Raw genomic sequence first — 12,075 nt, forward strand, 5'->3', positions numbered from 1 at the left:
ATCATCGGGCACTCACAGCTCGCGGCGCCAGAACAGTTCATGTCGACGCACCGCCTTGCGGAAGAATTCGTTCTCCCCGTAAGGCGACGGTCGCCGCCCGGCCAGCCAGCGCTGCAACAGACGGCGCAGGCGACGCTTGAACGGGGCCGGCGGCTGCAGGTCGTGCATCATGCCCAACGCCATGGCCTTGTCGCGCTGGGTCGGCACGTCCAGCACCAGGCTGCAGGGCGCCCAGGGCTGAGCGGCTTCGAGTTGCGGCGGCAGGGCAACACCGTCGCCGCTGTCACCCATGGGCCAGCGGTCGTTGTCGTGCAGGTGGTTGGCGTAGCACAGCAAGGTCTGCGGCTGCCAGTCCAGCCCCTGCAGGGCTTCGAGCACGGCGGCCTGGGCGCAGAGATGATCCGGGTGCGGATCGAGCTGCGGGTGCGGCATGACCAGGATTTCCGGGCGAGCCATCTGCAGCAGTACGCGCAAGTCGGCCAGCAGGTTGTTCCAGGTCGGCGCACCATCGGCATCGGCCGGTAGCGGAAACGGATTGAAGCGACGGAACGGCCGGATATCGGCCATATCCGCCTCGCGCGAGGCCGCTGGCTGATCCGGCGCAGCCTGCATGGCAGGCAATTGCAGACAGAAGTAACCCAACTGCACGCAACGGGCCTCCGGCACCCCGGCCCAGCGTGGCACGGCGATGCTGTCCCAGGCGCGCAGGCGCCCTTTGAGCTGCGCCGCCTCGGCCTTGGCCAGGCCCATCTGCTGATAGTGCTCGGCCTCGATCTCGCCTGCGGTCAAGGTAACCACCCAGGCCTCGTCGGCCTGGCTGTAGAGCCCATAGGCCGCCAGCTCTGCATCGTCAGCATGGGGCGCGACCACCATGATCCGACGCTGGCGCAACACCACCGCCGGGGTTATCCACAGGCGTGGTTCGCCCAGCAGCCGACAGTGACGCCCCGACAGGCGCAGTCGCCCATCGCGCAGGGCCGCAGCAAGGCCGGTCAGGTTGAGAAAACGCACGCCATCGACACCGCGCTCGAAGGTCTGGCTGTCACGCATGGCGTCCGCGACCAGCTCGACCCGAGGATCGAGAAAGCGACCAAGCCACCCGGACTTCACACGAATCTCGAGGATCAGCGTGTCATCATCGCCGAACGATGCATCGCTGTTCAGGACGCCGCCTTGAATGCTGACGGCCTCGACACGGCTGTGCTCACCGAAATCGAAGGTGTAATCCTCGCCGGGCGCGTAGAACAGATGGTCGGCGAACCAGGCTTCGTGGGCAGCCCAGACGAGCGGCAGCAGCAGCAGTGGCAGCCACCACCAGCTCAGCGCTCCCAATGCGATCAGCAGCAACAACGCGATCACCAACCCGAGGCGCTTGTTGCGCCGGTGGCGCTTGAGCAATTGCTGCTTGCGACTCATGCCTGATACACCGGGACCGGATGGCACCAACGGTCCTTGTATTCGCGGTCGGCACGGCCGAATGAGAAACGCAGGGCCTTGCCACGGGCGTTGGCGTCTTCCCAGGCGGCCTGGGTATTGAGGAAGCTCAGTACGCTGCCGGGGCTGAAGGCCTTGGTTTCAGGATCGACACCACCGTTGACGTACTCGACACTGATCCATTCGGGCGACTCGACCCGATAGATCAACTGGATGGCGATCGGCTTGTCCTCGAGAAACAGCACCGAGCCGATCAGCAGCTCGCGCAGGCGCTCGACGACTTCGGCCATGCGCGCAGCGCCGGTCGCGGGGAAGCTCCAGCGGCGCTGGAACAGGTCGCAGTACATCGCGGCGATCTCCGCGGCGCTGAAGTCGCTGATTGGACGCACCACTCCACCGGCCTCCTCCAGCAGGCGCAGTTCGCGGCGCTGGTTGTAGCGGAATTTCTTCGAAAGGTCTTCATGCGGGCGCGCCATGGCCAATTGCTCGGCCTGGGGTTTCAAACCCTCGAAACGCCCGTGATTGAGCTCCGACAGGTAGCGCCCGGCATGGCGCAAGGGCGCACCCGCTTCAACGGCTGCAGGCAGGATGAGCTCGGCATTGCCCAGGTCGAACAGCCCCTTCTTGCCATGACGCTTGAGAACATCCTTGGACAACGCCAGGTGCCGTCCCCAGGTAGGGACTGCCGCCACAAGCTCGCCGCCCCGGCGCCAGCCCAGGTAGCGCACCGGAATCTGTGCAAGTTCAGCCAGTTGCTCGACCACCAGCGGATGGGTGGCGACACTGCCGCCGAACCGCTGCCAGGCGTCGGCGTACTGGTTCGCATCGATAACGGCCCAGCCGCGTTCGCGCCAGGCTTGCAGATGATTGAGCATCAGGCCCGAGCCTCCAGTGCGCGCACCTGCGGCAACTGCCAGAACGCCAGGCGCACGGCTGCGTCGGAAAACCGCTCGCGCAGGCGCTGCAGCATCAGTTGCGCGCATTCGCGACGCTGATCGTCGCTCAGCCCGGCCATGTGCTTCAGCCCCTGCGCCAGTTGCCCGGCATCGCCCAGCGGGAACAGCACGCCTACGCCTTCAACCACTTCGCGCGCACCACCACAGGCCGTGGCCAGCAACGGCACACCGGCGACCATCGCTTCCAGCAGGACCATGCCGAAAGGCTCGTGGTCAGAGCTCAGGGCGAATACATCGAACGCCTGGAAATAGCGGCGGGCATCCGGCACCTGGCCAAGGAAGTCGACACGGTCGGCAATCCCCAACTCGCTCGCCTGGGCCTTGAGCGTGTCTTCCAGCCGCCCCTTGCCCAGCACCACCAACCGCGCATTGGCCGGCAGGCCCGGCAACGCCTCGGCGAAACCGCGCAGCAGGGTCGCCTGGTCCTTGTCCGGGTGCAGGCGGCCGACGTTGCCGACGATCCACGCCTGGGCATCGAGCCCCAGGGCACGCCGCGCCTCGTCGCGCGGCACGAGACTGGCCTGCAACGCCTCGACGTCGATACGGTTGTACAGCGTTTGGATGCGTTCGTGCGGCCACTGCGCCAGACAGCGGCGCATGTCGTCACGCACGGCGTCGGACACACCCAGCAGACTCAAGCGCTTGCGAAACAGGTTGGCGAAAAGGCGTCGCCCCTTGCGCTGGTAATCGCCGAAGGCATGATGCACGCCGATCACCGGCAAGCCGGTGCCCAGCAGCGCGACATAGATCGGCTTGAAGCGGTGGGCGATGCAGAAGCTGAAACGACGCTCGGCCGCAATCTTGCGCAGCGCACGGATCGCGCCCAGCTTCAGGCCGCGCACGGCCTTGGAGCTGAACTCGAGAAACAGCACTTCGTCTGAGGCACAGCCAGCGGCCACCTGCGGGTCGGCCTTCCCGGTCAGGAAGACTGTGGTGACCTTGTAGCCACGCCCCTCGAACAGGCTGGCGTACTGACGGGCGCAGTCGAGGAACGGCCCGTCGTAGCCATGGCAGAACTGCAGGACGCGCAGGTCAGAGCGGCTGGTCATACGGGGCCGCGCCGTCCTTGACCACCAGGATGTCTTCCATGATCAGGTATTGCAGGTCCGAACCGTAGAACATGTTCAGCGCGTCGGTAGGCGAGCAGATCATCGGTTCGCCACGGCGGTTGAGCGACGTGTTCAGCGACACGCCGTTGCCGGTCAGCTCCTCGAGCGCCTTCATCATGTCGTAGTAGCGCGGGTTGTACTCGCGCTTGAGCACCTGGGCACGCGAGGTGCCGTCCTCGTGCACCACTTCCGGCACGCGGGTTTTCCACTCCTCGGCCACTTCGAAGGTGAAGGTCATGAACGGAGCAGGATGGTCGATCTTGATCATCTGCGGCGCAACGGTGTCGAGCATCGACGGGCAGAATGGTCTCCAGCGCTCGCGGAATTTGATCTGCTCGTTGATACGGTCGGCGACGTTCGGCACGCTCGGGCAACCGATGATCGAACGACCACCCAATGCGCGCGGGCCGAACTCCATGCGCCCCTGGAACCAGGCCACCGGGTTGCCGTCGACCATGATCTTGGCGATGCGCTGCGGCATGTCGCTGAGCTTGCGCCATTTCGGTGCATTCGGATGGCGGGCACAGGCGGCGATCACGTCCTCGTTGGAGTACGCAGGGCCGAGGTAGACGTGCTCCATCTTCTCGACCGGCACACCACGGGCGTGGGATACATAGGCCGCTGCGCCGACCGCAGTACCGGCGTCGCCGGAGGCCGGCTGGACGAACAGTTCCTTGAGGTCAGGGCGGACGATGATCTTCTGGTTCAGCTTGACGTTCAGCGCACAGCCACCAGCGAAGGCCAGCTTGCCGGTCTCTTTGAGGATGTCGCCCAGGTAATGATCGATCATCTGCAAGGCGAGCTTCTCGAACAGCGCCTGCATGCTGGCCGCGTAATGGATGTACGGCTCGTCGGCGATATCGCCTTCGCGCTTGGGGCCCAGCCATTCGATCAGCTTGGGCGAGAAGTAGAAGCCCTTGCCCTTCTCTTTATAGCGACGCAGGCCGATGACGTTGGCGTACTCGGTGTTGATCACCAGTTCGCCGTTCTCGAAGCTGGCCAGGCGGGAGAAATCATACTTGCTGGCGTCGCCATACGGGGCCATGCCCATGACCTTGAATTCGCCATCGAGCATCTCGAAGCCCAGGAACTCGGTGATCGCGCCATACAGGCCTCCCAGCGAATCCGGGTCGAAGAACTCCTTGATCTTGTGGATCTTGCCGTTTTCGCCGTAGCCGAAGAAGGTAGTGGCGTACTCGCCCTTGCCGTCGATGCCCAGGATCGCGGTCTTTTCCTTGAAGCCCGAGCAGTGGTAGGCGCTGGAGGCGTGGGCCAGGTGGTGCTCGACCGGCTCGATCTTGACCTTTTTCGGGTCGAAGCCCAGTTGCTCCAGGCACCAGACGATCTTCTTGCGGTAGCGCTTGTAGCGACGGTTGCCCATCAGGATCGCGTCGAGGGCGCGATCCGGGGCGTACCAGTAGCGCTTGGCGTAGTGCCAGCGGGCCTTGCCGAACAGGCTGATGGGGGCGAACGGAATGGCCACCACATCGACGTCGGACGGCTTGATACCGGCCTGCTCAAGGCAGAACTTCGCCGATTCGTAGGGCATGCGGTTCTTCGCATGCTTGTCACGCACGAAGCGCTCTTCTTCTGCGGCGGCAACCAGCTTGCCGTCGATGTACAAGGCCGCGGAAGGGTCATGGCTAAGGGCGCCGGACAGGCCAAGAATCGTCAATGCCAAGGGACTAGCCTCTTCATTCGGTAGAGATGCGCCAGCGGCCTCGTGGGCGGCTGGCGGCTAAAGGGCGGGATTATAACGCAAAGATCAGGGGCACACCGCCCCTTGTCGCGCGGGGCTATTCGGCGATCAGCCAGTCCATGCGGAAGCTGCCCGAAGTCTGCGCCAGCTCCCTGGCCAGCCAGGGCAGCAACTCCTTGAGCTCATCCTCCAGCCCCCATGGCGGGTTGGCGATGGCGAGGCCCGAGCCGTTCAGCCCCTGCGGGCTGTCCTGGTGATGCACATAGAGTTCGACGCGCAGCAGCTTGGGCGCGCCCGTGCTGGTCAGGTCCTGATAGAAGCGGGTCAGCGAACGCTGGTCCTTGATCGGGTACCAGATGGCCGCGACGGTCTGGCGCATGCGGCCGATCGCCTCCTTCATCGCCACGGTACAGCGCTTGAGTTCGTCGGCCTGCTCGAAGGGCGGGTCGATCAGCATGATCGCGCGCTTTTCCTGCACCGGCAGCAGGGCGCGCGGCACATGCCAGCCCTCGCCCAGGTGCACGGTGACCCGCGGATCCTTCTTCATGTTTTCCTTGAGCAAAGGCCCGTCTTCAGGGTGCTTCTCGTTGAGCAGTGCGCGATCCTGCTGGCGCATCAGGCGCCGTGCCAACTCCGGCGAGCCGGGGTAGTAGCGCAACTCGCCATCCGCGTTCAGGCGCTTGATGATGCGCAGGTAGTCGGCGGTCGCAGCCGGCAGGTCTTCGCGATTCCACAGGCGGGCAACACCTTCGAGATACTCACCGGTACGCGTCGCCTGGTCGCCTTGCAGGTCGTACAGCCCCAGGCCGGCGTGGGTGTCGATATAGGCGAACGGCTGTTCCTTGCGCGACATCAGGGCGATGAGGCGGGTCAGCACGATGTGCTTGAGGACGTCGGCATGATTGCCGGCGTGGAAGGCGTGACGATAGTTCATGGCAACTCCTGCGGGGGCGGCAAGTTTACCTTGCCTTGCGGGCGGAGTCAGGCCTGGCCGTCGATCGGCACAAGGGCCACTCGCGGGCAGGCCCGCCCCCACAGGAGCGGGCCCGCCCGCGAAGCAGCCGTCGCCGAATCAGCAGATGTTACTTGTCTGCGTGATATGCAGCATCAGCCGTTTCAAACCGCGAAACCATGCTGCCGCTCGGACGCCCCAGCTTGCTCACCACGATGATGGCGATGGTGGCGAACAGGAAGCCCGGGATGATTTCGTACAGGCCAAGCCCGACGTAGTTCTTCCACAGGATCACGGTCAGCGCACCCACCACGATCCCCGCCAGGGCACCGTTGCGGGTCATGCCCTTCCACAATACCGACAGCAGCACCACCGGCCCGAACGCAGCACCGAAGCCCGCCCAGGCATAAGCCACGAGGCCCAGCACACGGTTGTCAGGGTTCGCCGCCAGGGCGATGGCGATCAATGCCACGGCCAGCACCATCAGGCGACCGACCCAGACCAGTTCGGTCTGCGAAGCACCCTTGCGCAGGAAAGCCTTGTAGAAGTCCTCGGTCAGCGCACTCGAGCACACCAGCAACTGGCAGCTCAGGGTGCTCATGACTGCCGCCAGGATGGCCGACAGCAGCACACCGGCAACCCACGGGTTGAACAGGATCTTCGCCAGCTCGATGAACACACGCTCGTGGTTCTCGGTGACCGGGCCAGCCAGATCAGGGTTGGCCGAGAAATACGCAATCCCGAAGAAGCCCACGGCGCAAGTGCCGGCCAGGCACAGAATCATCCAGGTCATGGAGATACGACGGGCATTGGCGATCGACTTCACCGAGTCGGCGGCCATGAAGCGCGCCAGGATGTGCGGCTGGCCGAAGTAGCCCAGGCCCCAGCCCATCAGCGAGATGATGCCGATGAAGGTGGCGCCGCGGAACATGTCGAAGTTCGCCGGGTTCTGCGCCTCGATCGCCAACATCGTGGTGTCGAAGCCGCCAGTGGAGATCAGCACGATGATCGGCGTGAGGATCAGCGCGAAGATCATCAGCGAGGCCTGCACGGTGTCGGTCCAGCTTACCGCCAGGAAACCACCGATGAAGGTGTAGGCGATGGTCGCCGCAGCACCGGCCCACAGGGCTGTCTCGTAGGACATGCCAAAGGTGCTTTCGAACAGGCGCGCACCCGCCACGATGCCCGAGGCGCAATAGATGGTGAAGAACACCAGGATGACGATGGCCGAGATCACCCGCAGCAGGCCGCTGTGGTCTTCGAAACGGCTGGCGAAGTAGTCGGGCAGCGTCAGCGCATCGCCGTTGTGCTCGGTCTGCACCCGCAGACGGCCGGCGACGAACAGCCAGTTCAGGTAGGCACCGACAGTCAGGCCGATGGCGATCCAGGCCTCCGACAGGCCCGACATGTAGATGGCGCCCGGCAGGCCCATCAGCAGCCAGCCGCTCATGTCGGAAGCGCCAGCAGAAAGCGCGGTGACCACGCTGCCGAGGCTGCGACCGCCGAGGATGTAGTCGGAGAGATTCTTGGTGGAGCGATAGGCCGCGAAGCCGATCAGCACCATTACCGCGATGTAGACCACAAAGGTGATCGTGATTGGATTGCCCATGGTTGTGCCCTGGCGTTGTTGTTATCTCTTGCAGCCGACCTTCGTGAGACGGTTGCACCCAGGCGGCGAATCCTATGCAACAACATGAAGCGGGTGCAACCATTTTTCATTTGCAAGTTGCACCTGGAAATGTCTTTTCAGTCAAAACCCCTTTTTTGCTCCTTTTTGAAGCAAAAACGTCGCTTTTAATAAGCAAGAGCAGCAAAAACGACCCTTTCCGCTGTTTAGCGTTTTACGCCAGACGAGTTGCACCTTTTTCATGAAAAATTCGGGTTGCACCCGGTTGCACCCGAGAGGTGCCTGGCGCTAATCTTGCCGCCAGCTTAGCCACGCCCGTGGCAATAACGAGGATAAGAAATGGCGACGACCACCCTTGGGGTCAAACTCGACGACCCGACCCGTGAGCGACTCAAAGCGGCTGCGCAGTCCATCGACCGCACCCCGCACTGGTTGATCAAGCAAGCGATCTTCAATTACCTGGAGAAGCTCGAGGGTGGTGCAACCCTGAACGAAATCAACGGCCACGCTGCGCAGTTCGGTGACGACGCTGGCGAACTCCCGGCCGACCACACCCACCAGTGCTTCCTCGAATTCGCCGAGAGCATTCTGCCCCAGTCCGTGCTGCGCGCAGCGATCACCGCAGCCTACCGTCGCCCCGAGCAGGAAATGGTGCCGATGCTGCTGGAGCAGGCCCGCCTGCCGGCCCCGCTGGCCGAAGCGACCAACAAGATGGCCGCAGGCCTTGCCGACAAGCTGCGCAACCAGAAGAGCGCCAGCGGCCGCGCCGGCATCGTCCAGGGCCTGCTGCAGGAGTTCTCGCTGTCGTCCCAGGAAGGCGTGGCGCTGATGTGCCTGGCCGAAGCCCTGCTGCGCATCCCCGACAAAGGTACGCGCGACGCCCTGATCCGCGACAAGATCAGCACGGGCAACTGGCAGCCACACCTGGGCAACAGCCCGTCGCTGTTCGTCAATGCCGCAACCTGGGGCCTGCTGCTGACCGGCAAGCTGGTCTCCACCCACAACGAATCCGGCCTGACCTCCTCGCTCACCCGCATCATCGGCAAGAGTGGCGAGCCGATGATCCGCAAGGGTGTCGACATGGCCATGCGCCTGATGGGCGAGCAGTTCGTCACCGGCGAGACCATCGCCGAAGCCCTGGCCAACGCCAGCCGCTTCGAATCCAAGGGCTTCCGCTACAGCTACGACATGCTCGGCGAGGCCGCGCTGACCGAGCACGACGCCCAGAAATACCTGGCCTCCTACGAGCAGGCGATCCACTCGATCGGCAAGGCCTCGCACGGGCGCGGCATCTATGAAGGCCCGGGCATCTCGATCAAGCTCTCGGCGCTGCACCCGCGCTACAGCCGCGCGCAATACGAGCGTGTGATGGAAGAACTGTACCCGCGCCTGCTGTCGCTGACCCAACTGGCCAAGCAGTACGACATCGGCCTGAACATCGACGCCGAGGAAGCCGACCGCCTGGAGCTGTCGCTGGACCTGCTCGAACGCCTGTGCTTCGAGCCATCGCTGACGGGCTGGAACGGTATCGGTTTCGTCATCCAGGCCTACCAGAAGCGCTGCCCGTACGTGATCGACTCGGTCATCGACCTGGCCAAGCGCAGCCGTCACCGCCTGATGATCCGCCTGGTCAAGGGCGCCTACTGGGACAGCGAGATCAAGCGCGCCCAGGTCGAAGGCCTGGAGGGCTACCCGGTCTACACCCGCAAGGTCTATACCGACGTGTCCTACATCGCCTGCGCCCGCAAGCTGTTGTCGGTGCCGGAAGCCATCTACCCGCAGTTCGCCACGCACAACGCCCACACCCTGTCGGCCATCTACCATATTGCCGGCCAGAACTATTACCCAGGCCAGTACGAGTTCCAGTGCCTGCACGGCATGGGCGAGCCCCTGTACGAGCAGGTCGTCGGCAAGATCGCCGATGGCAAGCTGAACCGTCCATGCCGCGTCTATGCACCCGTCGGCACCCACGAAACCCTGCTGGCCTACCTGGTACGCCGCCTGCTGGAAAACGGCGCCAACACCTCGTTCGTCAACCGTATCGCCGACCACTCGATCTCCATCCAGGAACTGGTCGCCGACCCGGTCGCGAGTATCGAGCGCATGGCCACCCAGGAAGGCAGCATCGGGCTGCCGCATCCGCGCATTCCGCTGCCGCGCGACCTCTATGGCAGCGAACGGGCCAACTCGGCCGGCATCGACATGGCCAACGAACACCGCCTGGCGTCGCTGTCCTGCGCCATGCTGGCAACCGCCCACAACGACTGGAAGGCTGCCCCGCTGCTGGCCTGCGCCACCAGCCAGGAAGCCGCCGCACCGGTACTCAACCCTGCCGACCACCGCGACGTGGTGGGCCATGTGCAAGAGGCGAGCGTCACCGACGTCGACAACGCCATCCAGTGCGCCCTCAATGCCGCGCCGATCTGGCAAGCCACCCCACCAGCCGAGCGCGCCGCGATCCTGGAGCGCACCGCCGACCTGATGGAAGCCGAGATCCAGCCGCTGATGGGCCTGCTCATCCGCGAGGCCGGCAAGACCTTCGCCAACGCCATCGCCGAAGTGCGCGAAGCCGTCGACTTCCTGCGCTACTACGCCGTGCAGGCACGCAACGATTTCAGCAACGACGCCTGCCGCCCGCTCGGCCCGGTGGTGTGCATCAGCCCATGGAACTTCCCGCTGGCGATCTTCACCGGCCAGGTGGCCGCCGCACTGGCCGCCGGTAACCCGGTGCTGGCCAAGCCGGCCGAACAGACCCCGTTGGTCGCGGCCCAGGCCGTGCGTCTGCTGCTCGAAGCCGGCATCCCCGAAGGTGTGCTGCAACTGCTGCCGGGGCGCGGCGAAACCGTCGGTGCCGGCCTGGTCGGTGACGAACGGGTCAAGGGCGTGATGTTCACCGGCTCCACCGAAGTGGCGCGCCTGCTGCAACGCAACGTCGCCGGCCGCCTGGATGCCCAGGGTCGTCCGATCCCGCTGATCGCCGAAACCGGCGGGCAGAACGCGATGATCGTCGACTCCTCGGCGCTGACCGAGCAGGTGGTGATCGATGTGGTGTCGTCGGCCTTCGACAGCGCCGGTCAACGTTGCTCGGCGCTGCGCGTACTGTGCCTGCAAGAGGATTCCGCAGACCGCGTGATCGAGATGCTCAAGGGCGCCATGGCGCAGAACCGCATGGGCAACCCCGAGCGCCTGTCGATGGACATCGGCCCGGTGATCGACGCCGAAGCCAAGGCCGGCATCGAGAAGCACATCCAGGCCATGCGCGAGAAAGGTCGCAGCGTCTACCAGGTGGCCATTGCCGAATCCGAGGAGTGCAAGCGCGGCACCTTCGTCATGCCGACCCTGATCGAGCTGGAGAGCTTCGACGAGCTCAAGCGCGAGATCTTCGGCCCGGTGCTGCACGTGGTGCGCTACAACCGCAAGCACCTCGACCAGTTGATCGCGCAGATCAACGCCTCCGGCTACGGCTTGACCCTGGGCGTGCACACCCGCATCGACGAAACCATCGCCAAGGTGGTGGACAACGTCAACGCCGGCAACATGTACGTCAACCGCAACATCGTCGGTGCCGTGGTCGGCGTGCAGCCATTCGGTGGTGAAGGGCTGTCGGGCACCGGCCCGAAAGCCGGTGGCCCGCTGTACCTGTACCGCCTGCTGTCGACCCGCCCGGCTGACGCCATCGCCCGCCACTTCCAGCGTGCCGACGGTGAGACCAAGGCCGACACCACCCTGCGCGACCAGCTGATCAAGCCGCTGCAGGTGCTCAAGGCCTGGGCTTCGAGCAACCAGCCCGAGCTGGTGGCACTGTGCGAGCAGTTCGCCGAACAGTCGCAAAGTGGCATCACCCGTGTACTGCCTGGCCCGACCGGCGAGCGCAACACCTACACCGTGCTGCCTCGCGAGCATGTGCTGTGCCTGGCTGACAACGAGGCCGACCTGCTCGCGCAGTTCGCCGCGGTGCTGGCGGTTGGCAGCTCGGCGGTGTGGGCCGACGGCGAGCCGGCCAAGGGCCTGCGCGGTCGCCTGCCGAAAGACCTGCAAGGCAAGATCAAGCTGGTGGCCGACTGGAGCAAGGATGACGTGGCGTTCGACGCGGTCATCCACCACGGCGACTCCGACCAGCTGCGCGCGGTGTGCCAGCAGGTCGCCAAACGCGCCGGTGCCATCGTTGGTGTGCATGGGCTGTCCAGCGGCGATCAGCAGATCGCGCTGGAGCGGTTGGTGATCGAGCGTGCGGTGAGCGTGAACACCGCGGCTGCAGGGGGTAACGCCAGCCTGATGACCATCGGCTGACCGTACTG

8 protein-coding genes are annotated in these 12,075 nt (G+C 64.7%); 2 read left to right on the forward strand and 6 right to left on the reverse strand.

Annotated elements, in window-relative coordinates; genetic code table 11:
- Window positions 1–12 precede the first annotated feature (12 nt).
- The 6 genes from HU748_RS17870 to putP form a co-directional block, all read right to left on the reverse strand.
- Complete coding sequence (locus tag HU748_RS17870; RefSeq protein WP_186665877.1) at window positions 13–1,416, reverse strand: PIG-L family deacetylase; 1,404 nt, start codon at window positions 1,414–1,416, stop codon at window positions 13–15.
- Window positions 1,413–2,309: an antimicrobial resistance protein Mig-14 gene (locus HU748_RS17875; RefSeq protein ID WP_186721284.1), complete on the reverse strand. Its 897-nt coding sequence runs from the start codon at window positions 2,307–2,309 to the stop codon at window positions 1,413–1,415. Before HU748_RS17875 ends, HU748_RS17870 begins: the two co-directional genes overlap by 4 nt.
- Window positions 2,309–3,439: a glycosyltransferase gene (locus HU748_RS17880; RefSeq protein ID WP_186721286.1), complete on the reverse strand. Its 1,131-nt coding sequence runs from the start codon at window positions 3,437–3,439 to the stop codon at window positions 2,309–2,311. Before HU748_RS17880 ends, HU748_RS17875 begins: the two co-directional genes overlap by 1 nt.
- On the reverse strand, window positions 3,423–5,180 hold the full coding sequence (locus tag HU748_RS17885) for a carbamoyltransferase (protein WP_186721288.1): 1,758 nt from the start codon (window positions 5,178–5,180) through the stop codon (window positions 3,423–3,425). Before HU748_RS17885 ends, HU748_RS17880 begins: the two co-directional genes overlap by 17 nt.
- 115 nt (window positions 5,181–5,295) lie before the next feature.
- Window positions 5,296–6,132: a 23S rRNA (adenine(2030)-N(6))-methyltransferase RlmJ gene (gene rlmJ / locus HU748_RS17890; RefSeq protein WP_186665870.1), complete on the reverse strand. Its 837-nt coding sequence runs from the start codon at window positions 6,130–6,132 to the stop codon at window positions 5,296–5,298.
- Window positions 6,133–6,280: 148 nt separating this feature from the next.
- Complete coding sequence (putP, locus tag HU748_RS17895; protein ID WP_186665868.1) at window positions 6,281–7,759, reverse strand: sodium/proline symporter PutP; 1,479 nt, start codon at window positions 7,757–7,759, stop codon at window positions 6,281–6,283.
- Between the two features lie 74 nt (window positions 7,760–7,833).
- Between putP and HU748_RS17900 the strand changes: the two genes are divergently transcribed.
- Window positions 7,834–8,022 carry a hypothetical protein gene (locus tag HU748_RS17900; protein WP_186721289.1) on the forward strand — a complete coding sequence of 63 codons (189 nt, stop codon included), beginning with the start codon at window positions 7,834–7,836 and terminating at the stop codon, window positions 8,020–8,022.
- 94 nt (window positions 8,023–8,116) lie between these two features.
- Complete coding sequence (gene putA / locus HU748_RS17905; protein WP_186721290.1) at window positions 8,117–12,067, forward strand: trifunctional transcriptional regulator/proline dehydrogenase/L-glutamate gamma-semialdehyde dehydrogenase; 3,951 nt, start codon at window positions 8,117–8,119, stop codon at window positions 12,065–12,067.
- Window positions 12,068–12,075: the final 8 nt, after the last annotated feature.

This window comes from Pseudomonas sp. RW3S2 (assembly GCF_014268955.1).
In the GTDB taxonomy this organism is placed as follows: domain Bacteria; phylum Pseudomonadota; class Gammaproteobacteria; order Pseudomonadales; family Pseudomonadaceae; genus Aquipseudomonas; species Aquipseudomonas wayambapalatensis.

What these genes read in the sequence shown, in the direction of transcription:
- HU748_RS17900 (WP_186721289.1), top strand. Translation starts at nt 7,834, where the DNA reads ATGCAACAACATGAAGCGGGTGCAACCATTTTTCATTTGCAAGTTGCA.
- putA (WP_186721290.1), top strand. Translation starts at nt 8,117, where the DNA reads ATGGCGACGACCACCCTTGGGGTCAAACTCGACGACCCGACCCGTGAG.
- HU748_RS17870 (WP_186665877.1), bottom strand. Translation starts at nt 1,416, where the DNA reads ATGAGTCGCAAGCAGCAATTGCTCAAGCGCCACCGGCGCAACAAGCGC.
- HU748_RS17880 (WP_186721286.1), bottom strand. Translation starts at nt 3,439, where the DNA reads ATGACCAGCCGCTCTGACCTGCGCGTCCTGCAGTTCTGCCATGGCTAC.
- putP (WP_186665868.1), bottom strand. Translation starts at nt 7,759, where the DNA reads ATGGGCAATCCAATCACGATCACCTTTGTGGTCTACATCGCGGTAATG.
- rlmJ (WP_186665870.1), bottom strand. Translation starts at nt 6,132, where the DNA reads ATGAACTATCGTCACGCCTTCCACGCCGGCAATCATGCCGACGTCCTC.
- HU748_RS17875 (WP_186721284.1), bottom strand. Translation starts at nt 2,309, where the DNA reads ATGCTCAATCATCTGCAAGCCTGGCGCGAACGCGGCTGGGCCGTTATC.